Source organism: Massilia timonae (genome assembly GCF_001866515.1).
GTDB lineage: Bacteria > Pseudomonadota > Gammaproteobacteria > Burkholderiales > Burkholderiaceae_D > Telluria > Telluria timonae.
Window position 1 is genome coordinate 1,710,286 of record NZ_JRYB01000001.1, and the last position, 22,745, is coordinate 1,733,030.

The 22,745-nt window shown below is 67.3% G+C and carries 19 protein-coding genes and 1 pseudogene; 9 read left to right on the forward strand and 11 right to left on the reverse strand.

What is annotated here, in order from left to right:
* Nucleotides 1–4: 4 nt before the first annotated feature.
* The 8 genes from bioD to LO55_RS07490 all read right to left on the reverse strand — a co-directional run bounded on the left by bioD (nt 5) and on the right by LO55_RS07490 (nt 9,061).
* Nucleotides 5–853 (reverse strand): dethiobiotin synthase, encoded by an 849-nt coding sequence (bioD, locus tag LO55_RS07455; RefSeq protein ID WP_229410095.1) that lies wholly within the window; start codon nt 851–853, stop codon nt 5–7.
* Nucleotides 850–2,037 (reverse strand): 8-amino-7-oxononanoate synthase, encoded by a 1,188-nt coding sequence (bioF, locus tag LO55_RS07460; protein ID WP_071361007.1) that lies wholly within the window; start codon nt 2,035–2,037, stop codon nt 850–852. Before bioF ends, bioD begins: the two co-directional genes overlap by 4 nt.
* Nucleotides 2,038–2,039: 2 nt before the next feature.
* Nucleotides 2,040–3,380, reverse strand: coding sequence for an adenosylmethionine--8-amino-7-oxononanoate transaminase (gene bioA / locus LO55_RS07465; RefSeq protein WP_071361008.1), 1,341 nt, complete (start codon nt 3,378–3,380; stop codon nt 2,040–2,042).
* A gap of 16 nt (nt 3,381–3,396) precedes the next feature.
* Entirely contained in the window at nt 3,397–4,185 is a 789-nt protein-coding gene (locus LO55_RS07470; RefSeq protein WP_071363709.1) for an enoyl-CoA hydratase/isomerase family protein, read from the reverse strand.
* A 13-nt stretch (nt 4,186–4,198) separates the two neighbouring features.
* A complete protein-coding gene (locus LO55_RS07475) occupies nt 4,199–5,806 on the reverse strand; it encodes a carboxyl transferase domain-containing protein (RefSeq protein ID WP_071361009.1) in 1,608 nt (535 codons plus the stop codon).
* Nucleotides 5,807–5,852: 46 nt separating this feature from the next.
* Entirely contained in the window at nt 5,853–6,314 is a 462-nt protein-coding gene (locus tag LO55_RS07480; protein ID WP_071361010.1) for a YchJ family protein, read from the reverse strand.
* Between the two features lie 84 nt (nt 6,315–6,398).
* The gene (locus LO55_RS07485; protein ID WP_071361011.1) at nt 6,399–7,634 is read right to left on the reverse strand and encodes a D-amino acid dehydrogenase; all 1,236 of its coding nucleotides are present in this window, start codon (nt 7,632–7,634) and stop codon (nt 6,399–6,401) included.
* A gap of 116 nt (nt 7,635–7,750) precedes the next feature.
* Nucleotides 7,751–9,061: a serine hydrolase domain-containing protein gene (locus LO55_RS07490; protein WP_083415226.1), complete on the reverse strand. Its 1,311-nt coding sequence runs from the start codon at nt 9,059–9,061 to the stop codon at nt 7,751–7,753.
* A 124-nt stretch (nt 9,062–9,185) separates the two neighbouring features.
* On the opposite strand from LO55_RS07490, the gene LO55_RS07495 reads away from it, so the two are divergent.
* From LO55_RS07495 to LO55_RS07535, 9 genes and pseudogenes are all read left to right on the forward strand, one after another.
* Complete coding sequence (locus LO55_RS07495; protein ID WP_005664296.1) at nt 9,186–9,926, forward strand: GntR family transcriptional regulator; 741 nt, start codon at nt 9,186–9,188, stop codon at nt 9,924–9,926.
* Between the two features lie 107 nt (nt 9,927–10,033).
* On the forward strand, nt 10,034–10,912 hold the full coding sequence (gene murQ, locus LO55_RS07500) for an N-acetylmuramic acid 6-phosphate etherase (RefSeq protein WP_005664298.1): 879 nt from the start codon (nt 10,034–10,036) through the stop codon (nt 10,910–10,912).
* Between the two features lie 41 nt (nt 10,913–10,953).
* Nucleotides 10,954–12,219 (forward strand): MFS transporter, encoded by a 1,266-nt coding sequence (locus tag LO55_RS07505; RefSeq protein ID WP_005664299.1) that lies wholly within the window; start codon nt 10,954–10,956, stop codon nt 12,217–12,219.
* Between the two features lie 6 nt (nt 12,220–12,225).
* Nucleotides 12,226–13,368, forward strand: a complete 1,143-nt coding sequence (locus LO55_RS07510) for an acyltransferase family protein (RefSeq protein WP_071361012.1) — start codon at nt 12,226–12,228, stop codon at nt 13,366–13,368.
* 32 nt (nt 13,369–13,400) lie between these two features.
* Complete coding sequence (locus tag LO55_RS07515) at nt 13,401–14,990, forward strand: glycoside hydrolase family 10-like protein (protein WP_229410096.1); 1,590 nt, start codon at nt 13,401–13,403, stop codon at nt 14,988–14,990.
* An 18-nt stretch (nt 14,991–15,008) separates the two neighbouring features.
* Nucleotides 15,009–15,926 carry an N-acetylglucosamine kinase gene (locus LO55_RS07520; protein ID WP_071361014.1) on the forward strand — a complete coding sequence of 306 codons (918 nt, stop codon included), beginning with the start codon at nt 15,009–15,011 and terminating at the stop codon, nt 15,924–15,926.
* A gap of 28 nt (nt 15,927–15,954) precedes the next feature.
* Nucleotides 15,955–16,719, forward strand: a pseudogene (locus tag LO55_RS07525) (N-acetylmuramoyl-L-alanine amidase); the annotation flags it as partial.
* A gap of 325 nt (nt 16,720–17,044) precedes the next feature.
* Nucleotides 17,045–17,944: a LysR family transcriptional regulator gene (locus LO55_RS07530; protein ID WP_005664309.1), complete on the forward strand. Its 900-nt coding sequence runs from the start codon at nt 17,045–17,047 to the stop codon at nt 17,942–17,944.
* Nucleotides 17,945–17,947: 3 nt separating this feature from the next.
* Entirely contained in the window at nt 17,948–18,559 is a 612-nt protein-coding gene (locus tag LO55_RS07535; protein ID WP_071361016.1) for a M15 family metallopeptidase, read from the forward strand.
* On the opposite strand, the gene LO55_RS07540 is transcribed toward LO55_RS07535, so the two are convergent.
* The 3 genes from LO55_RS07540 to LO55_RS07550 all read right to left on the reverse strand — a co-directional run bounded on the left by LO55_RS07540 (nt 18,560) and on the right by LO55_RS07550 (nt 22,596).
* A complete protein-coding gene (locus LO55_RS07540) occupies nt 18,560–19,696 on the reverse strand; it encodes a GGDEF domain-containing protein (protein ID WP_071361017.1) in 1,137 nt (378 codons plus the stop codon).
* A gap of 177 nt (nt 19,697–19,873) precedes the next feature.
* On the reverse strand, nt 19,874–21,334 hold the full coding sequence (gene dacB / locus LO55_RS07545; protein WP_071361018.1) for a D-alanyl-D-alanine carboxypeptidase/D-alanyl-D-alanine endopeptidase: 1,461 nt from the start codon (nt 21,332–21,334) through the stop codon (nt 19,874–19,876).
* Between the two features lie 23 nt (nt 21,335–21,357).
* Nucleotides 21,358–22,596, reverse strand: coding sequence for a spore maturation protein (locus tag LO55_RS07550; RefSeq protein ID WP_071361019.1), 1,239 nt, complete (start codon nt 22,594–22,596; stop codon nt 21,358–21,360).
* Nucleotides 22,597–22,745: the final 149 nt, after the last annotated feature.

A 22,745-nucleotide genomic window follows, 5' to 3' on the forward strand; every position in this document is an offset into this window, starting at 1 on the left:
TCCTTCAGGACTGGCCTCGCGTGGACGGCCATCCCGGCAGTCCAGCGAGATCGATGAATTCGGCCGCCGCGGCGGCCGTCGGTGTGTGCAGGCGCGGCACGCGGCCCAGCAGCGGCGCCGGGATGCGCTGTGCCAGCGCCTCGATGTTCTGGAGCTCGAAGCCCATCTTGGGATCGACCGTATTGGCGACCCAGCCGGCCAGCACCAGGCCGCGCGCCACGATCGCTTCGACCGTAAGCAGGGCGTGGCTGATGCAGCCCAAGCGCATGCCGACTACCAGGATCACCGGCAGGTTCAGTTGCGCGGCGAGGTCGGCGCTGTCGAAGTTGTCGTTGAACGGCACCCGGAAGCCGCCCACGCCCTCGACCACGACCGCATCGGACGCGGCCTGGATCTCGGCGAAGGCGGCGATGATCGGCGCCGATTCGATGGTGACGTTTTCCAGCGCGGCGGCGATGTGCGGCGCCGCCGGTTCGCGCAGCATATACGGCGTCGTGATCGACGACGGCAGGTGCACGTTGCCGGCAGCGACCAGCATGTCGGCGTCGTCGTTATGCAGTTCGCCGTCGCGCAGTTCGGCGCCGGCCGCCACCGGCTTCATGCCGCAGGCGCGCACGCCGCTGGCGGCGAGCTTGTGCAGGATGGCGCTCGAGACCAGGGTCTTGCCGATCTCGGTGTCGGTGCCGGTGACGAAGCAGGCGAAGCGCGAAGGCAGGCCGTCGGTGGCGCGCGCCTCGAGCTCTGGCTCAAGTTCCGGTCTATGAGCCGGCTCGTGGAGGTCGACCTCTGGCACCGCAGCGGGCGGCGCCGCGATCGGGTCGTCATTGTCGTTCAGGTTGTTCGGGTTGTTCATGGTGCGGCCATTTCCAGTCTGTTGAGCGCGTGCGCCAGTTGCGCGACGTCGTCGATGCCGTGGGCAGCCGACAAGGTCACGCGCAGGCGCGCCGTGCCCGGCGCCACGGTCGGCGGGCGGATCGCCGGCACCCACAGGCCCTGTTCATGCAGGGCGGCGGAGGCGCGCAGCGCGGCGTCGTTGCTGCCGATGATGACGGGCTGGATCGCGGTGGTCGACGCCGCCAGTTTCCAACGTTGGAAATCCAGCGATTCGCGCAACTGCCTGACCAGCCCCACCAGGTGGGCGCGTCGTGATTCTCCTTCGGCGCCGCCAATGATATCAAGGCTGGCGAGCAGGGCGTGCGCGAGGGCCGGCGGGCAGGCCGTGGTGTAGATGTAGGGACGGGCGCGCTGCACCAGCAATTCGATGACGCTGGCGTGCGCGGCGACGAAGGCGCCGCCGACGCCGGCCGCCTTGCCGAGCGTGCCCATGTACACCAGGTTGGGCGAGCGCAGGCCGAAGTGTTCGAGCGCGCCGCGGCCGTTCGTCCCCAGCACGCCGAAGCCATGGGCGTCGTCGACCACCAGCCAGGCGCCGTGACGTTCGCACACGGCCAGCAGCGCCGGCAGCGGGGCCAGGTTGCCGTCCATGCTGAAGACGCTGTCGGTGACGACGATTTTCGTGGCGGCGGTGCTGGCCTTCAGTTGCGCCTCGAGCGCGTCGACGTCGCCATGCGGATAAACGGTGACGCCGGCCTTCGCCAGGCGCGCGCCGTCGATCAGCGAGGCGTGGTTCAGCTCCTCCGAGAAGATCATCGCGTCGGCATCCAGGCCCAGCGCGGTCAGGATCGCCAGGTTGGCCATATAGCCGGTGCACAGCGTGAGCGCGCGCGCCTGTTGCAGGTGCGGCGCCATCCACTCGGCCAGGCGCTCTTCCAGCACGTGGTGGGCGCGGCCGTGGCCCGACACCAGGTGCGAGGCGCCGCTGCCGGCGCCGTACAAAGTGGCGCCCGCGCGCAATGCTTCGATGACCACGGGATGCGACGCCAGGCCGAGGTAGTCGTTGCTGCAGAAGGCCAGCAGCATACGATCGTCAACCCGTTGGCGCGGCGCACAGGCGCCGTCGGTCACGCGGCGCTTGCGCACCAGGCTGTGGGCGGCGAGCGCGTCGAGCTTGCGGTCGATGTCGGCAATCAGGTTCATGGTCACGCAGCAATCACCGATTCGAAGGTCTTGATGGTGCGCGCGGCCAGGCCGGCGACGTCCTCGTCGTCCAGCACATAGGGCGGCATCAGGTAGACGGTGCGGCCGATCGGGCGCAGCAGCAGTTCGTTCTCGACCGCGGTGGAGAAGAAGCGGCGCGAGAAGGTCGAGGCGCGATCCTTGTCCGGCTCGATGGCGTCGAACGCGAAGATCATGCCGCGCTGGCGGAAGTGGCGAGCGCGCTCGTGCTCGGCCAGCGGCGCCAGCGCGATGGTCATTTTGGTGGCCAGCTCGCGATTGCGGTTCAAGACATCGTCTTCCTCGAAGATGTCGAGCGTGGCCAGCGCGGCGCGGCAGGCCAGCGGATTGCCGGTGTACGAGTGCGAGTGCAGGAAGCCGCGCGTGATGTCTTCGCTGTAGAAGGCCTGGTAGATGTCGTCGCGGGTGAGCACCAGCGACAGCGGCAGGTAGCCGCCGCTGATGCCTTTCGACAGGCACAGGAAGTCGGGCCAGATCGACGCCTGTTCGCAGGCGAAGAAGGTGCCGGTGCGCCCGCAGCCGACCGCGATCTCGTCGGCGATCAGGTGCACATGGTGCTGGTCGCACAGGTCGCGCAGCAACTTGAGGTAGAGCGGGTCGTACATCGCCATGCCGGTCGCGCACTGCACCAGCGGTTCGACGATGATGGCCGCGATGTTGTCGCCGCGCTGCTCGAACAGTTCTTTCACTTCCAGGATCGCGCGGCGCGCCACGTCCTGGGCGGTCTCGCCTTCGCCCGCGTTGCGCGCGTCGGGCGCGCCCACCACGTGGGAGGCGCGCAGCAGCGGGCCATAGGCATCCTTGAACAGCGGGACGTCGGTGACCGACAGCGCGCCGATCGTCTCGCCGTGGTAGCTGCCCTGCAGGCAGACGAATTCCTGCTTGGCCGGCTTGCCGGCGTTGCGCCAGGCGTGGAAGCTCATCTTCATCGCGATCTCGACCGCGGATGCGCCGTCCGAGGCGAAAGTGGCGTGGCCCAGCGCGTGGCCGGTCAGCTTCGACAGGCGTTCGGCCAGCTCGACCACCGGCGCATGCGTGAAGCCGGCCAGCATCGCGTGTTCGAGCTTGTCCAGCTGGTCTTTCAGCGCGGCGTTGATGCGCGGGTTCGCGTGGCCGAACATATTGACCCACCACGAGCTGATGCCGTCCAGGTAGCGCTTGCCGTCATAGTCATAGAGCCACGGGCCCTTGCCATGGCTGACCGCGATCAGCGGCACCTCCTCGTGATGCTGCATTTGCGTGCAGGGATGCCATACGCTGCGCAGGCTGCGCGCGATCCACTCGGAGGAGGTCGATTGAGTCACTTCAGGTTTCCAATTTCTATGTTTGCAGCCATGTGGGCTTGCGTTTTTCAAGGAAGGAAGCCACGCCTTCCCGCCCTTCCAGTGAGGCGCGGATGGCGGCGATGCGGCCGGCGGTATCGAGCAGCAGCGCATCGTCGACTGGTTTGCCGACGATGTCGCGCACCAGCGTCTTGGCTTGCCTCACGGCGTTCGGGCTGTTGTTGACCAGGGCGCGGGCGATGCCGGCGACCGTCGCGTCGAGCGCGTCGGCGGCCACCACTTCATGCGCGAAGCCGATGCGGCGCGCCTCAAGCGCATCGAAGCGTTCGGCCGTCAAAAAGTAGCGGCGCGCGGCCTGCTCGCCCATGGCCTTGATCACGTAAGGCGAGATGGTAGCCGGAATCAGGCCGAGCTTCACTTCGGACAGGCAAAAACCGGCGGTGTCGACGGCGACGACGATGTCGCAGGCGGCCACCAGGCCCATGCCGCCGGCGTAGCAGTCGCCCTGCACCTTGGCCACGGTGGGCTTCGGGCAAAGGTAGATCGTGCGCAGCATGTCGGCCAGGCGCAGCGCGTCTTCCTGGTTTTCCTCATGCGAGTAGCCGGCCATCTTCTTCATCCAGTTCAGGTCGGCGCCGGCGCAGAAGGCCGGACCGTTCGCGGCCAGGACGATGGCGCGCACCGTGTCGCTCCGGCCCAGTTCATCGAAGGCCAGCGCCAGTTCGGCGATCGCATGCTCGTTGAAGGCGTTGCGCAGCTCGGGGCGGTTCAGGGTGACGGTGGCGACCTTGTCGGCGATCGCGATGGTGAGTGTCTGATAGTCCATAATCATCTCTCCCTTACATGCGGAACACGCCGAACTTCGTGTCCTCGATCGGCTTGTTCATGGCGCTTGATAAGCCCAGGCCCAGCACCATGCGCGTATCAACCGGATCGATCACGCCATCGTCCCACAGGCGCGCGCTGGCATAGTAGGGGTGGCCCTGGTGTTCGTACTGGTCCTTGATCGGCTGCTTGAAGGCTTCTTCTTCTTCGGGCGACCATTGGCCGCCTTTCGCTTCCAGCCCATCGCGCTTGACGGTGGCCAGCACCGACGCCGCCTGATCTCCGCCCATCACCGAGATGCGCGCGTTCGGCCACATCCACAGGAAGCGCGGCGAGAAGGCGCGGCCGCACATGCCGTAGTTGCCTGCGCCGAAGGAGCCGCCGATGATGACGGTGAACTTCGGCACCGAGGCGGTGGCGACGGCGGTGACCATCTTGGCGCCGTTGCGGGCGATGCCTTCGTTTTCGTACTTGCGGCCGACCATGAAGCCGGTGATGTTCTGCAGAAAGACGAGCGGGATCTTGCGCTGGCAGCACAGTTCGATGAAGTGCGCGCCTTTCAAGGCCGACTCCGAGAACAGGATGCCGTTGTTGGCGATGATGCCGACCTTCATGCCGTAGATGTGGGCGAAGCCGCACACCAGCGTCGTGCCATAACGGGCCTTGAATTCGTCGAACTCGCTGCCATCGACCACGCGCGCGATCACTTCGCGCACGTCGAAGGGCTTGCGGGTATCGACCGGAATGACGCCATACAGTTCTTCGGGAGCGTACTTCGGCTCCACGCTCTCGCGCAGCGCGCCCTGCACCGGCTTGACCCGGTTCAGGTTCGAGACGATGGTGCGCGCCAGCGCCAGCGCGTGCGGATCGTTCTGGGCCAGGTGGTCGGCCACGCCCGACAGGCGGGTGTGGACGTCGCCGCCGCCCAGGTCTTCGGCACTGACCACTTCGCCGGTCGCGGCCTTCACCAGCGGCGGGCCGCCGAGGAAGATCGTGCCCTGTTCCTTGACGATGATCGACTCGTCGCTCATCGCCGGCACATAGGCGCCGCCGGCGGTGCACGAGCCCATGACGACCGCGATCTGCGGGATGCCCTTGGCGGAGAGATTCGCCTGGTTGTAGAAGATGCGGCCGAAGTGGTCGCGGTCGGGGAAGACATCGTCCTGGTTCGGCAGGTTGGCGCCGCCCGAGTCGACCAGGTAGATGCAGGGCAGGTTGTTCTGCTCGGCGATCTCCTGCGCGCGCAGGTGTTTTTTCACCGTCATCGGGTAATAGGTGCCGCCCTTGACGGTGGCATCGTTACAGACGATCACGCACTCCTGGCCCGATACGCGGCCGATGCCGGTGATGATGCCCGCGCTGGGGGCGGCGCCGTCGTACATCTCATAGGCGGCCAGCTGCGAGAATTCAAGGAAGGGCGTGCCCGGATCGAGCAGGTGTTCGACGCGCTCGCGCGGCAGCAGCTTGCCGCGCGCAACGTGTTTGGCGCAGGCCGCTTCGCCACCGCCTTTGGCCAGCTGCGCAACGCGCGCCCGCAAGTCGTCCACCACCGCCTGCATTGCCGCGGCATTGGTCTTGAAGTCCTCGCCGCGCGGGTTCAGTTTGCTCTCGATCTGGGGCATGTGCCGTCCTCTGCTTTCGTCTCTTTTTTGTCCGCCTCTCGCGGCGCTACTTCTTGTCAGGGAAACTGCCGTCCAGGTAGAACCAGCGAAGCGCGCCATCCGGGCCGGGTTCGCGCACGAAGCGGCTGACTTCGTGCAGGCGGTGCGCACGGCCGCCGACCTTGAAGCGGGCGACGAATTCGACGCTATCCTCGTTGATACGGTTCGGGTCTTGCTCTGGATCGTCCGGCAATTCTGCTTTACGTTGACGTAAACGTAAAGCAGTTTTTATCTCGAGTCCGAGCCAGCGCATGGGCTCGGACTCGTCGATGATCGCTTCCTGCGGGCGGGTACTTGGATGCCAAGTGGCAACCAGATAGGGCTCGTCCTTGAGCGTGAATGCGGTATACCGCGAGCGCATCAGGGTTTCGGCGGTCGGCGGCAGGGCCGCGCCGGCCAGGTAAGGGCCGCAGCATTGCGCGAACGCGGGGCCGCCGCAGGGGCAGGGAGAGGTGGGACGGGTGGACATGGCGGCAATTATCCGCGATTTCTCTCACGCCGGTCATGCGGGGCGCATGACGGTTCGCCCCATTAGTGAAAAGGCAATCTGGCTTTATTGACGTAGCGTCAACCCATCCAGCCCGAACGGCGGCGCCTTCCCCTGCACCAGGTCGGCCAGCACCGCCGCCGTCCCGCAGGCAAACGTGAATCCCAGCGGCCCGTGCCCGACGTTGAGCCACAGATTGTCGTAGCGCGTGGCCCCGATGATCGGCGCGCTGCTCGGCGTGGCCGGTCGCAAGCCCGCCCACACCGCTACCCGCGAATAATCCGCCGCGCGCGGCATGGTGTCGCGCACCTGGCGCGTCAGGCCCTCGACCCGCTTCGGATCGTGGCGCAGGTCTTCGCCCACCATGTCGACCATGGCCGCCACCCGCAGCCGGTCGCCGATGCGCGCATACAGCACCTTGCGTTCGAAGTCGGTGACGCTGATCTCGGGCGCCACGTCGTCCTGGCGGATCGGGGCGGACAGGCTGTAGCCCTTGAGCGGATACAGCGGCAGGTCGATCCCGATCGATTCGGCCAGGTCGCGGCTCTGGATCCCGGCCGCCAGCACGTAGGCGTCCGCCGTGAGCAGGCCGCCGGCCGTCTCGACGCCGCGGATGCGTCCGCGCTCGGCGTACAGCCCGCGCGCCTCGCCATGGACGAAGCCGCGAAAGCGCGGGTGTTCTCGCAGGCGCCCGGCCAGGGCCAGGCAGAAGGCGTGGCAGTCGGCCACCGCCTCGCCGGCGTTGTAGATGCCGCCGGCCAGCAGGTGCTGGGCTGCCGCCAGCGCCGGTTCGCGCGCGCCGCATTCCTCGGGCGTCCAGACCTGGCCGGCGCCGGGTTTCGACGCCGCCGCCTCGAACACCTCGCGCGAGCGGTAGACCACCAGCTTGCCGGCGTCGCGCCAGTGGAACGATTCGGGCGGCACCACCAGCTCGAGCTGCCCCATCGCGCGGCGCGAGCATTCTCCCAGCTCGAGCAGCTTGGCCGTGGTGCGGCGGTTGACGTCGGCGCGGCAGTGGGCCAGGAAGCTGGCCAGCCAGCGGTACTGGCGCAGGTCGGCTTCCGGCCTGAAGCGCAGCGGGCCGTCGGCCTGGAACAGCCATTTGACGGCCTTGAGCGGAATGCCCTCGTCGGCCAGCGGCGAGACGTAGCGGTAGCTGAGCTGGCCGCCATTGCCGTAGCTGGCGCCGCTGCCGACTTCCGGCGCGCGCTCGAGCAGGGTGACGCCATAGCCGGCTTCCACCAGCCACCAGGCCGACGCCAGGCCGACGACGCCGCCGCCGATCACGATGATGTGCTGCATGCCAGACTCGTTTGTTCAGATTGGGGGAGAGAGCTTAGAGGCTGGTTGGACGGCCCGCCAATGAATGGTGGGCGAACAGTCATAACCGGCATATATGTACGCATTTGCGCGAGCGTTCACGAAGATTGGCCGAGGATGGCGCGCCGGTAAACACTGGCCAGCACGCGTTCCTCGTAGCGCGCCAGCGAGGAATCGCGGCCCGGATCGGTCGACGGGTCACGCGCGCTGCCGCCGGCCAGCACCACGATGCCGTTGCCGCCGCCCTTGCCAACGCTGCGGTCCAGGGCGAAGACCGAGCGCAGGCCGTAGGCGTCGCCCAGGTGGCCGACCGCGTCGAAGCCGGGCGTCAGCCACATCCCGGGACGGTCGGGATAGTGGGCGTTGCCCAGGCCGCGCGGGCTGAGGATGCTGCCCAGCGGGTTGCCGTTGCCGCCGACGCCGTCGTAACGCCAGTGGCGGGCGAACATCCGCTCGAGCGTCGCTTGTTGCAGCAGGCGCTTGCCGTCATGGACGCCGCCCGCCATCAGCATGCGCATCACGACGCCAAGGTCGCGCGCCGAGATGCGCAGGCCGCCGGTTGGGCTGAACGGCGTGGCGTTCGTGCCCGGCACGTAGCTGGCCAGGCCCGGCGGCGGCTGGATGCCGGGGGCGTCGACCTGCGCGACCCAGGGGCCGTCGGATTGCCAGGTGTCGCTGTCCACTGGGCGCTTGCGGTAGATGGTCGCCAGCCGGTCCTGCGCCGCCTTCGGCAGTTCGGACGGGTTGTAACCGGCCTGCAGGCCGAGCGGTTGCAACAGCAGGCGCGCCATCAGGCGGTCGAAGCGTTCGCCCGTCACGCGCTCCATGATCGTGCCGATCAGGCCGAAGCCCAGGTTGCAGTAGCTGTAATAGGCGCCGTCAGGGCCGGCGAGGCTCGACCAGGCGGGCCGCACGTCCTTCAGCGCGGTCGTGGCCGGCCAGAAGTAGCCGCCGTCGTCGCGCAGCGAGGAGGTATGCAGCAGCAGGTGGCGCAGGGTGATCGCCTGGTTGGCGAAATGCGGATTGCGCAAGTTGAAACCGAGGTAGCCCGAGACGTCGGCATCGAGATCGACCTTGCCGTCTTCCAGCAGGCGCATCAGGCCGAGCGTGGTGACCAGCTTCGAGATCGAGGCGATGCGGTACAGCGTATCCGGTGTGGCGGGACGGTCGGGCGCGGCGCCGTTGCCGATGGTGCGGCGCCCGAACGCGCCTTCGTACACCGGTTGGCCGGCGCGCAGGGCCACCACCGACAGGCTGGCCAGCGGGAAGGCGGGATCGTTGGCGATGGCGGCCAGCTCGGCGTCGAGCGAGGCCGCCGCGGCGCCGGACGCCAGCGGCATTGCCGCGAACAGCGGTTCCATCGCGCCCAGCATGACCATGCCGAGCAGGGAGCGCCTGCCGTGATTCATGTCATTCCTTTTTTATTGAGTTTGCGGGATCAGGATACGGACAGCCCGAAACCCTTGCCTAATGAATAGCCGTGGGGACGCCATAACTCTTTTGCATTGGTCTCAAGTGGTATGCTTCCACGGTATGAACACCCCCGGTCCCGGATTCCAGGTCAACCTGGACGACAATTCTCCCCTCTACATGCAGCTGGCGCGCAAGCTGGCGCAGGACGTGCGCGACGGCCGCTACCAGGCCGACCAGGCGCTGCCCTCCGAACGCATGCTGTCCGAACAGCTCGACGTCTCGCGCGTCACCGCGCGCAAGGCGATCGACCAGCTGGTCGAGCAGGGCCTCGTGGTGCGCCGTCGCGGCTCGGGCAACTATATCGCGCCGCGCATCGAGCAGCCGCTGTCGAACCTGTCGAGTTTTTCGGAACAGTTGCAGCAGCGCGGCTATACCCCGCGCTCCGAGTGGCTGCGCCGCGAAGTGGTATTGGCGGACGCCGACGAGCAGCTCTCGCTGGGCCTGTCGCCCGGCGCGCGGGTGGCGCGCCTGGAACGCCTGCGCCTGGCCGACGACGTCGTGATGGCCTACGAGGTCAGCGTGATCCCGGCCACGGTGCTGCCGCGTCCCGATGGCGTGGCCGCCTCGCTGTACGCCCACCTCGGCAAGACCGGCCACATGCCGGTGCGCGCGCTGCAGCATATCCGCGCCATGAACGCCGACGCCGAGCTGGCGGCGCGCCTGGACGTGCCGGAAGGCCGCGCGGTGCTGTTCATCACCCGCGTCGGCTACCTGGAATCGGGCGAGCCGGTCGAGCTGACCCATTCCTACTGCCGCAGCGATCACTACGACTTCGTGGCCGAGTTGCGCAGGCCGGCTTAACTCGCCCGCATAACCTCGCGGCATGACGGCGGCCGATCCTTTCATGGGATGGCTTGCCGAATTGGTATTACACTGGTTTCATCACAATTCCATTCCGAGACACGGCGATGCTCAATACCGAAACCCCTTCCCAGGCGCACGCCGCCCTCGACCAGTATCCGACCACCGAACTGGTGAACGTCTTCGTCGACGACCAGTTCCAGGCCGTCGAGGCGGTGCGCAAGGCCGCGCCGCGCATCGCCGCCGCCGTCACCGCCGCGCTGCCGCGCATGGAGGCGGGCGGACGCCTGATCTATGTCGGCGCCGGCACCTCGGGCCGCCTCGGCGTGCTCGACAGCGTCGAGCTGTACCCGACCTTCTCCTGGCCGCATGGACGCGCGGTGGCGCTGCTGGCCGGCGGGAGCGACGCGATGTTCGTCGCGGTCGAAGGGGCCGAAGACGATGTGGAGCAGGGCGGCGCGGACCTGGAGGGCGTGAACGTGGGGCCGGACGACGTGGTGCTGGCGATCGCCGCATCGGGCGGCACGCCGTATGTGCTGGGGGCGATCCGGGCCGCGCGTGCGGTCGGCGCGCTGACGATCGGCTTCGCCAACAACCCGGATGCGCCGGTCACGCGCGAAGCCGAAATCGGCATCACCCTGGATACCGGGCCGGAAGTGGTCTCGGGCAGCACGCGCCTGAAGGCCGGCACCTCGCAAAAGATCGCGCTGAACACCTTTTCCAGCGCGCTGATGGTGCGTTTGAACAAGGTCTACGGCAACCTGATGGTAGACTTGAAGGCTACCAATGCCAAACTGGTACGGCGCGCGATCCGCCTCACCAGCTTCGCCACCGGCGCCGACGAGGAGGCCGCGCGGGCGGTGCTGGAGCAATGCGGATTCCACGTCAAGACCGCCATCGTGGCCTTGTCCAAACAAACCAGTGTCGAGCAGGCGCAAGCGCTGCTGGAAGCGGCGCGCGGCAGCGTGCGCCAGGCGCTCGCGTAAGCGCGTTTCCGCAGCCTTGCCTAAGGGCACAAGAAAGAGACATGCAGAAACCGCAAGCGAACCGCCCATGGCTGTGGGTGCCGTCCCTGTACTTCGCCCAGGCCATCCCCTATGTCGTGGTGATGAACCTGACCGTCATCATGTACAAGGACATGGGGATCTCGAATTCCGACATCGCCTTCTATACCAGCCTGCTGTACCTGCCGTGGGTCGTCAAGCCGCTGTGGTCGCCCATCGTCGACATGTTCGGCACCAAGCGCCGCTGGACCGTGCTGCTGCAGATCGTGGTCGGCGCTTCGCTGATCGCGGTCGGCACCGTATTGCACACACCGGCCTTCTTCGCGGTCAGCCTGGCCGTCATGTGGATCATGGCGTTCAGCTCGGCCACCCATGACATCTCGGCCGACGGCTTCTACATGCTGGGCCTGCGCCAGCAGCAGCAGGCCGCCTTCGTCGGCGTGCGCAGCACCTTCTATCGCCTGGCGACCCTGGTCGGACAAGGCCCGCTGGTGGTGCTGGCCGGCTACCTGGCCGTGAGCCTGGGCGACGTCAGGCAAGCCTGGGCGATCGTGTTCTACGTGCTGGCCGGGATCTTCTTCGCCGCCTTTGCCTGGCACCAGTTCGTGCTGCCGGTGCCCGAGGACGACCGTCCCGCCCCGACCACCAATAATCCGCTGCGCGACTTCTTCGGCACCTTCGCCGCCTTCTTCAGGAAGCGCGACATCTGGATGATCGTCGCCTTCATCCTCACCTTCCGCCTGGGCGAGGCCCAGCTGCTCAAACTCGTGGCGCCGTTCCTGAAGGACCCGGTCAGCGAAGGCGGCCTGGGACTCACCACCGCCGAATACGGCATCGCCTACGGCACGGTCGGCATCATCGCGCTGACGCTGGGCGGCCTGGCCGGCGGCTGGCTGATCTCGCGCCTGGGGCTCAAGCGCTGCCTGTGGCTGATGGTGTTCGCGATCCACCTGCCGGACCTGGTGTTCGTCTATCTGTCGCAGACGCAGCCCACCGATCTGGTGACGGTGTCCGCCTTCCTCGCGCTCGAGCAGTTCGGCTACGGCTTCGGCTTCACGGCCATGATGATGTACATGATCATGGTGGCCGATGGTCCCAATAAAACCGCGCACTACGCGATCTGCACCGGCCTGATGGCGCTGGGCATGATGGTGCCGGGCATGTGGAGCGGCGACCTGCAGGAATACCTGGGCTACAAGCATTTCTTCATCTGGACCTGCCTGGCGACGATCCCCGCGTTCATCGTGGCGGCGCTGGTGAAGATCGATCCCGAATTCGGGAAAAAATAACGGGCCATGATCGACGCACCGGTGCGCCTGACATCGCTCGACGCCTTCCGCGGCTTCACCATCGCCGCGATGGTGCTCGTGAATAATCCGGGCGACTGGGGCCACCTGCATGCGCAGCTCGCGCATGCGGCCTGGCATGGGTGGACGTTCACCGACACCATCTTCCCTTTCTTTTTATTCATTGGCGGCGTCGCGATGGCGCTGTCGCTGGGCCGCCTGGCCGCCGCCGGCGCGCACAAGCCGCAGCTGCTCCTCAAGCTGGCCAAGCGTGCCGCGTTGATCTTCCTGATCGGCTTCCTGCTCAACCTGATCCCGCGTTTCGATTTCGACAGCGTGCGCATTCCCGGCGTGCTGCAGCGCATCGCCCTGTGCACCTTGCTGGCGGCGCCGCTGGTGGTCTATCTGGGCTGGCGCGGCCAGGCACTTGCCATGTTCCTGCTGCTGGCCCTGTACAGCGTGCTGATGCTCTTCGTCCCCGTTCCCGGCATCGGCGCCGGCGTACTGGAACCGGGCCAGGACTTCGGCGCCTGGATCGACCGCGCGCTGATGGACGGCCACCTGTGGGCGCAGGCGAAGACCTGGGACCCGGAAGGCCTGGTGTCCACGCTCCCGGCCGTGTGCAGCCTGTTGTTCGGCGTGCTGGCCGGCCGCCTGCTGCTCTCGGCGCTGCCGCAGGTCGAGCAGGTGGTGTGGCTGATGCTCTCCGGCCTGGCCTGCCTGGCGCTGGGCTCCACGCTCGACGCGGTCCTCATGCCGATCAATAAAAGCCTGTGGACGCCATCGTTCTGCCTGTTGATGAGCGGCTGGGCGCTGCTGGCCTTCGGCGCCAGCTACTGGCTGCTGGACGCGGCGCCGTCAACGGCACTGCGCGAGCGCATGCAGCGCCTGAGCACCCCCTTCGTCATCTACGGCATGAACGCGCTGTTCATCTTCGCTTTATCCGGCCTCATCGCCAAGATGCTCGGTTTTATCCAACTCACGCAGCCGGACGGTAGCCAGCTCGCGCTCGGCCGACTCCTGTACGCGCCGTTCGCCGCGCTGCCGCTGGACCCACGCAACACCTCATTACTGTACGCCATCGCTTTCAACGCCTGCATGTTTGCCATTGCCTGGTGCATGTGGCGCAAGCGCTGGTTCGTCAAAGTCTGAACAGATACAAAGGAGCCACTTTGCTTCCCGATATGAACAAACGCGCTTTCACGCTCGGCATGGCCAGCGCCTTCGCCCTGGGCGGTCTGCTGGCCGGCTGCGGCACCAAGCCGCTCACCCGCGACGTGCCGGTCGCCGAAACCAGCGGCGGCGACGACCCGCCCGCCGCGCCGCGCGAGCTGCGCGCCGCCTGGGTCTCGACCGTCGCCAATATCGACTGGCCCAGCAAACCCGGCCTGTCGTCCGCCAAGCAGCAGCAGGAAGCCATCGCCATCCTCGACCGCGCCAAGGCGCTGAACCTGAATGCGATCGTGCTGCAGGTGCGTCCTTCGGCCGATGCGATCTATCCGTCGAAGATCGAGCCATGGACCGAGTACCTGAGCGGCGCGCAAGGCAAACCGCCGATGCCTGCCTACGATCCGCTGAAGTTCTGGATCGACGGGGCGCATGCGCGCGGCCTCGAGCTGCACGCCTGGTTCAACCCCTACCGCGCGCGCATGGACGCGGCGCGCTCGCAGTCGGCGCCGAACCACATCACCAACACCAATCCCGACATCGTCAAGCGCTATGGCAAGTTCATGTGGATGGACCCGGGCGAGCCGGAAGCCGTCAAGCAGACCATGGACGTGATCCTCGACGTCGTGCGCCGCTACGACATCGACGGCGTGCACATCGACGACTATTTCTATCCCTACCCGATCGAGGCCACGCCGGCCGTGGCCGGCAATGCCGCCGCGCTGGACGGCCGCGCGGCCAAGGCCGAGCTGGACTTCCCCGACGATCCGGCCTGGCAGCGCTACCTGAAGAGCGGCGGCACATTGGCGCGCGCCGACTGGCGCCGCGACAACGTCAACCGCCTGATCGAGGCCATGTACAAGGGCATCCATGCCGAAAAAAGCTGGGTGCGCTTTGGCATTAGCCCCTTCGGCCTGGGCCGCCCGGACCGTCGTCCACCCGGCATCGTCGGCTTCTCGCAATACGACAAGCTGTATGCCGACGCCGAACTGTGGCTGCAGGAGGGCTGGCTCGACTACTTCGTGCCGCAGCTGTACTGGCCGATCAAGCCGCCGGGCCAGGCCTATGACGTGCTGCTGGACTACTGGATCGGCCAGAACCCGCTCGGCCGCCATATCTGGCCGGGCCTGTTCACCAGCCGCATCGGCGCGCCGACCCGCGACTACGAGCCGGACGAAGTGCTGCAGCAGGTCAGCGTGACCCGTTCGCGTCCGCTGGCCACCGGCCACATCCACTTCAGCATGGTGGCCCTGATGCAGAACCGCAAGGGCATCGGCGACCAGCTGCGCACGACCCGCTACACCGGCCAGGCGCTGGTGCCGGCCACGCCGTGGCTGGGCAGCACGCGGCCCGGCACGCCCGCGATCAAGGCGAGCCGCGGCGCCAGATCGGTCGACCTGAGCCTGAAGGCGGGCAAGGGCAATGCCCTGTATGCGATCTGGGCCCGCCACGGCAATGAATGGCGCTTCGCCGTGGCGCCGGCGGCGCGCGCGACCTGGACGATTTCCGACGACGAACGCCTCGGCCCGGCCGAGATCGTCGTGGTGAGCGCGGTCGACCGCCTCGGCAACGAGGGCGAGCGCGTGCGTGTGTGGTCGAAACCATAATGCGGGTAGCATCACGGTATGCCGACTGATCAAGACAATCTGCGCATGGCAGGCGCCGGCCTGGGCATCGACGCCGGCGGCACCCAGACCCGCTGGGCGCTGGCCGCGCCCGGCGGCGCGATCCTGGCCGAGGGCACGGTCGACGGTCTCTCCGCCCTGCAGATGGCCACGCCCCATGGCCGCGACGCCGTGCGCGCCACCTTCGAACGGCTGGCGGCGGCGGTATTGCAGCATGCGAACCCGGTGCGGGTGCAGGCCGGCCTGACCGGCTTCGGCGGCGACGGCGAATTGCTGCAGGGCTGGCTGGCCGCCTTGCTGGGCGTGGCGCCGGGCGCGGTCACCTTGTGCAACGACATCGAGATCGCCTACCGCGCCAGCTTCGCGCCGGGCGAAGGTTACCTGGTCTATGCCGGCACCGGTTCGATCGGGGCCTTCATCGACGAGCACGACGTGTTCCACCGCGCCGGCGGCCGGGGCGTGGTGCTGGACGATGGCGGCGGCGGCTTCTGGATCGCGCGCGAAGCGCTGCGCCACATCTGGCGCAATGAAGACGAACGTCCCGGCTGCTGGCGGGATTCGCCGATGGCGCATGCGGTGTTCGAACACGTCGGCGGATCGGACTGGGCCGAATCGCGAAAGTTCATCTATCAAAACGAGCGCGGGACGGTCGGCAAGCTGGCGCTGGCCGTCTCCGCCAGTGCGCAAAGCGATCCGGCGGCGCGCGCCATCCTGGTCGACGCCGGCCGCGAACTGGCGCGCCTGGCGTCGGCCTTGATCGCGCGCTTCGGGGCGCGTCCGGTGGCCTTGAGCGGACGCGCCGCCGAACTGCATCCGCTGATCGCCGACACCATGCGCGCAGCGCTGCCCCCGAATATCGACTTCGCGCAGACCGGATTGCGCGCCCACCACGCGGCCGCGCGCCTGGCGCTGGGTTGAACGACAAGAAACCACCAAGGAGAACAAGATGAAATCGATCGCCGCCTTACTCGCCCTGACCGTGCTGGCGGGCTGCTCCACCGTCCCGCGCTACGACACCACCTATACCGCCAAGGGCCAGTCGAGCCGGGCGCGCTTCCTGGTGCTGCATTACACGGTCGCCAACACGCCGAGCTCGATCAAGATCCTGACCGAGCAGCAGGTCAGCTCGCACTACCTGCTGACCGACGAGGCGACGCCCAGGATCTACCGCCTGGTCGACGAGAACCGCGCCGCCTGGCATGCCGGCAATTCGAGCTGGAAGAACTTCACCCAGCTGAACAACAGCTCGATCGGCATCGAGATCGTCAACGCCGGCTGGAAGGACACGCCGACCGGCCGCGTCTATGCGCCGTTCCCGCAAGCGCAGGTGGACGCCCTGGTTCCGCTGGTAAAAGACATTGTCCAGCGCCACGGCATCGCGCCCGAGAACGTGCTGGGCCACAGCGACATCGCGCCGTTGAGGAAGCAGGATCCGGGTCCGCAATTCCCGTGGCAGCGCCTGGCGCAAGAGGGCCTGGTGCTGTGGCCGGACGCCGCCCGCGTGGCGGCCGTGCGCCCGGCCTTCGACGCCCTGCTGCCCGACGTCGGCTGGTTCCAGCGCAAGCTGGCCACCCACGGTTTCGGCATTGTGCAAAGCGGCGTGTACGACGAAGCCACCCGCACCACGCTGGCGGCGTTCCAGATGAAATACCGCCCGTTGGACATTTCCGGCAATCCGGACGCCGAGACGGCGGCGCTGCTCGAAGTGCTGACCACGCCGGCCGGCACCCCGCCGCCGCCGATGCCGGTGATCCCGGCCCAGCCGCTGCCGCTGCCGCAGCAAGCGCCGGCGCCCGTGACTGCGCCCATGCCGCCGGTCGGTACGCCAGTGCCGCCATCGGCGCCGGCCCCGACTGCCGAGCCGCTGCCGGGCGCGCTGGAGAACGTGCCGCCGACCGCGCCCGTGCCTGCGCCCGTGCCTGCCACGCCGCCAGTGAATACACCGTGACCCATCGCCGTACAGCAATTTTCGCTGTATCCTTCGCCCATCCACCCTGTCCGTATGCGGGGTGGGTTTTCTACTGAAGGATGAAGCAATGCGTCTGCGTCATATCGAGGTGTTCCACGCCATCATGCAAGTCGGCACCATCAGCGGCGCCGCCCAGGTGCTGCATATTTCCCAGCCGGCGGTGACCAAGGTGCTGCAGCACGCCGAGCTGCAGCTGGGCATGCCGCTGTTCGAGCGCGTGCGCGGCAAGCTGTATCCCAAGCCAGAGGCGCACCGCCTGTTCGCCGAAACCGAGAAACTGAACCGCGACCTGCAGGGCATCCGCCGCCTGGCCGCCAGCCTCAAGGGCCGCGCGGTCGAGACCGTGCGCCTGGTGTCGACGCCGACCATTGCGGTCAGCGTGCTGCCGGTGGGGATGACGGCCTGGCGCCGCGATTTTCCCGAAACTCGTTGTGAACTCGCAACGCATCACACGAGCGAGATCGTCAATGCGCTGCGCCTGGGCGAAGCCGACCTCGCGCTGTCGCTGCAGGATCCGCGCCATCCCGGCATCGTGGCCGAGCCGATCGCGCACGGCCTGCTGACCGTGGTGGCGCCCGCCGGCACCTGGACCGACGACGAATGCAAAAAGCCGATCTCGGCCGAAGACCTGAGCGGTGAACTGATCGGCCTGGCCGACCGCGATCCGCTGGGCGAGATGGTCGTCGCCGCCTGCGAGGCCCAGGGCGTGCAGCCGGTGTTCCGCACCGTGGTGCAGACCTACCAGATCGCGCGCTCGCTGGTGGAGGCCGGCGCCGGCACCGCCATCCTCGACCCGTTCACCGCCGCTTCGGCGGCCCCAAGCAAGGTGCAGTGCCGCCAGTGGTCGCCGTCGATCCCGGTGCACCTGTACCTGCTCACCGCCAGCCATTCGCCCCTGTCGCACGGGGCGCGCGAGCTGGCCAACTGCATCGGCGCGACCGCGCGCGCCTGCCTTGAACAAAAGTAGACCATGACGCTTACCCTCGCCAGCGAGGACATCGCCGGCAGCCCCGAATTTCGCCACCTGGACAGCATCGCCGGCATCGACGTCGACCTGCGCTACGCCACGGCCAACAACTTCGTCGGACGCGACCTGTATTCGCCCTACGACTGCGCCTGGCTGCACGTCGAGGCGGCGGCGGCGCTCGAGCGCGCGGTGGCCTGGCTGGCCGTGCATGCGCCCGGCTTGAAACCGCTGGTGCTGGACGCCCTGCGTCCGCAGCGCGTCCAGCAGCAGTTGTGGGATGCGCTCGAGGGCACCGACCTGCGCCTGTATCTGGCCGATCCGGCGCGCGGTTCGATCCACTCCTACGGCATGGCGCTCGACATCACCTTGCTCGATGCCGACGGCGTCGAACTGGACATGGGCACCGGCTTCGACGACATGACGGAGCTGTCGCATCCGGCGCTGGAAGAAGGCTTTTTGCTGGCCGGGCAACTGACCGAGCAGCAGCTGGCCAACCGCCGCCTGCTGCGCACGGCGATGCTGCAGGCCGGCTTCCTGGGCATCAAGACCGAATGGTGGCACTTCGATTGCGGCGACCGCGACCTGGTGCGCGCGACCTTCCGCCGGGTGCTGTAGTTACGCGGCCAGCTCGACCGACTCGACCCGGTTGCGGCCGTTGCGCTTGGCCGCATACAGCTGCTTGTCGGCCGCCACGATCAGGTCGGGCAGGGTGACGCGCAGGTCGGCGCTGGCGAAATCGAAAGCGGCCACGCCGAAGCTGGCGCTGGTCGGCACCGGTTCGCCGTCGACCGTGAAGGTGCTGGCGGCGAAAGCGTCGCGCAGGCGGTCGGCCAGGACGGTCGCCCCCGCCGGCCCGGTCTCGGGCAGGATCAGCAGGAATTCCTCGCCGCCGTAGCGCACCACCGCATCGACGCCCTGGCGCGTCATCCGCTGCAGCAGGGTGGCGAAGTTCTGGATCACGTGGTCGCCCTGGTGGTGGCCGAAGGTGTCGTTGATGTGCTTGAAGTGATCGATATCGCACAGCACCACCGAGACCGGATGGCCGAAGCGCCGCGCCCGCGCCAGCTCGGCGCCCAGCAGATGGTCGTTCAGGTAGTGGCGGTTGTAGCAGCCGGTGAGCTGGTCGCGCTCGGCCAGGCGCTTCAATTGCGTCTGCAGCCGGAATTCCTCGCGCGCCACCCGGTTGAAACGGCGCGCCGCCAGGATGCCGAAGGTGTTGATCATCGCCAGCAGCATGCCCATGGTGAGCAGGTCGGCCACCGGCCGCGGCGGCAGCAGGGTGTGCACCAGCGTCAGGAAGACGATGACGCCGCCGCTCGCGATCGCGGTGGCGTAGGCCAGCCGGTTCGGGATGTACAGGTAGATCACGACCTGGATCACCACCATCGACAGCGCATGCCAGTGCACCTCGTTCGGACGCGCCAGCGCGACCACCATGAAGCAGCCCAGCGACAGGATTTCGGCGCTCGACGCGGCCAGCCGGGTGCCGCGTATGGACAGCGGGCGGCGATAGGCCAGCCAGGCGCAGATGCCGCCATTGACGGCCACGCCCAGGCGCGCCGGCAGGGTCTCCCTGAGCGCGGTGTCCAGGCCCAGCGCCGCGATATCGGTCAGGAAGAAGAACTGGAAAAACACGACGCAGAACAGCAGCGTGAAGCCGAGCAGCGAGCGCGTACGGGGGAGCTGACTGTTCAGGAATTCGGTCTCGTCTGCGGCGCGCGCGAATTCTCCGGTCAGGGGATGGAATTTCATGGATGATCAGGACAGCCAAACTTGAAGGTCGGCAACGCGTCCTGCGGAGGCGGAACCGGAGCGCGGGACACACACCAGGCCGCTATTGTGTCAGCTTTTGCTATCGAAAACTAACGAATTATAGTAATTCGATAGTGACCTTGTTTCGACAGCATTGTTTACCTGTGCATTCCCGGTTCAGGGCGCGGCGCCCGAGCGCGCCACCCAGTCCACCAGCGTGTCGAGCACGACTCTGCCGCGGCCGTTGCCGCTTTGCTCGCTGTTGATCATCGCCACGAACACGCAAGGAATGCCGTTCGCGTCCGGCACGTAGCCGGCCAGGGCGGTGACGTTGCGCAGCGAGCCTGTCTTGAGGCGCGCGCGTCCGGCGGCGGGGCTGTCCTGCAGGCGGCGGCGCATGGTGCCGTCGACCGCGCCGATCGGGATGCTGGACTGGAATTCCGGCGCCCAGGGGCTGCGCAGGCCGGCCTGCAACAGGCGCGCCATCTGCTGCGCGCTGATGCGTTCGATGCGCGACAGGCCGGAGCCGTTGTCGATCACGAAGCCGGTGTCGTCGATCTGCTTTTCGCGCAGCCAGGCGCGCACGGCGGCGTCGGCGCGGGCGAAGGTCGATTCCCCGGCCAGCGGCAGCGCCAGGCTGCCCGTCACCGGGTCGGCCTGCAGGCTGCCCAGGCTCAGGAACAGGGTGCGCGCCAGCGCGTTGTCGGAAGGCTTGTTGGTGTCGCGCACCAGTTCCGGCAGCAGCCGCGACACGTGGGCGGCGAGCAGGCGGGCGTCGGGCGGCGTCGCGCCGGTGATGGTGCGGCCGCTCAGCACGCCTCCTTGATCGCTCCAGGTCTGGCGCACCAGGCGGCTCACGTAATCGTCGCGATCGAGCACGTTGACGCCGTAGCTGCGGTTGCAGTTCTTCGGAAAGGTGCCGCGCAAGACCATCTTGATGCGGCCATCGGGCTGGCGCTGCGCCTCGGGCAGCTTCCAGCCGGCCTCCCATTGGGCGCAGTCGGCGTCGACCAGGGTCATCTCGGAGGCCACCGAGACCCGCTCCAGTTGCGGATGCATGCGCAGCTGCAGGGTTGACGCGGTGGAGCGCATGTCGAGCTGCAGCATGTTCTTGTTGACCAGCAGGGCGTCGGGGATCACGTTGTAATACGCCTCCGGCGACTCGTCGAAGGGCGGCAGGCCGACATCCGGACGATCCGGCTGGAACAGAGCGCGGTCGAGCACCAGGTCGCCCTCGATGCGTTCGATGCCCTCGTAGCGCAGCGCGCGCAGCATGTCGGCGATGTGTTCGCCGGATAAGTCGGCATCGGCGCCGCCCTTCAGGTACAGGCTCCCGCGCAGCACGCCGTCCTCGACCTGGCCAGTGGTGCGCAGCTCGGTGCGGCCGCGAAAGGCGGGGCCCAGGCGTTCCAGGCCGACCAGGGTCGTCACCAGCTTCATGGTCGATGCCGGCTGCATCGGCAGGCCGGCCCGGTGTTCCAGCACGGTGGCGTCGCCGCGCAGCACCAGCACCCCGATCTCGTCCTGCCCGATGCCGTTCTGCTGCAGCGCCTGGGCCACCGGTTGCGGCAGCTGGGCGTGGGCGAACGAGATGCTCGTGAAGAGCGCGGCAAGAGCGAAGACGGAGCGTTGGAGCATGCTGTTCCTTGAGTGAAGAAGACTTAGCCGAAGAAGAGATAGGCGACGAAGATGGCGCCGATGACGCCGGCCAGGTCGGCCAGCAAGCCGTAGCCGATCGCATAGCGCGTCTTGCGGATGCCGACCGAGCCGAAATACAGGGCGACGATATAGAAGGTGGTGTCGGCGGCGCCTTGCAGGATGCTGGCCAGGCGCCCGACGAAGGAATCGACGCCGTAGGTGGTCATGGCATCGATCATCATGGCGCGCGAGCCGCTGCCCGACAGCGGCTTCATGAGGGCCGTGGGCAGCGCCCCGACGAAATCGGTCGGCAGGCCGAGCGCATTGAAGAACCAGGCGAAGCCGCTCACGATCAGGCCCAGGATGCCCGAGTTGCGCACCACGCTGATCGCGACCAGCATCCCGACCAGGTAGGGGATGATCTTGAGCGAGGTCTCGATGCCGCCCTTGGCGCCTTCGATGAAAGCGTCGAACACATTCACCTTCTTGAGCAGGGCGCCGGCCATGAAGACGGCGATGACCGAGAACAGGATCAGGTTGGCGGAAATCAGCGAGACCGATTCGATCTGCGATTTGTCCAGGAAGTGGGTGAAGACGAACACCAGGGCGCCGATCAGCGCGGTGCCGCCGCCGATCCAGGCGAACACCACCGGGTCGAGCAGGTTGATGCGCTGGCGCAAGCTAACCGCGATGATGCCTGTCATGGTCGAGCAATAGGTGGCGATCAGGGTCGGGATGAAGATGTCGGCCGGGTTGGCCGCGCCCAGGATCGCGCGCTGGGCCATGATGGCCAGCGGGATGATGGTCAGCCCCGAGGTCTGGATCACCAGGAACATGATCTGGGCGTCGCTGGCCTCGTCCTTCTTCGGGTTCAGCGATTGCAGGCTTTCCATCGCCTTCAGGCCGAAGGGCGTGGCGGCATTGTCCAAGCCCAGCATATTGGCCGAGAAATTCATCACCATGTGGCCGTTGGCCGGATGGTCCTTCGGCACGCCGGGGAAGATGCGCGAGAAGAAGGGGGCGATGACGCGCGCGAAGGCATTGATCGCCCCGGCTTTCTCGCCCACGTTCATGATCCCCAGCCAGAGCGTCATGACGCCGGCCAGCGGCAGCGCGATATCCATCACCGCCATCTTGGCGGATGAGAACGTGCCGTCGATGATGCGCTTGAAGACCTCGGCGTCGCCGAGGAAGATCCATTGTCCCAATGCCGCGATGAAGCCGACGAGGAAGAAGCCAGTCCAGATGTAATTGAGTGCCATGAAGTAGGTCGCTGCTGGGTATCGCACGATTGTGCAGTGGACAGGGGCTGAGGGCAAGCCGCGTGGATGAAAGAATGCAGCCGCACCATGTGCAAAAGTTATGAGCGTTGCCTCGGGCAGGGCGCCGGCCTATGATACGCAACGCCCAA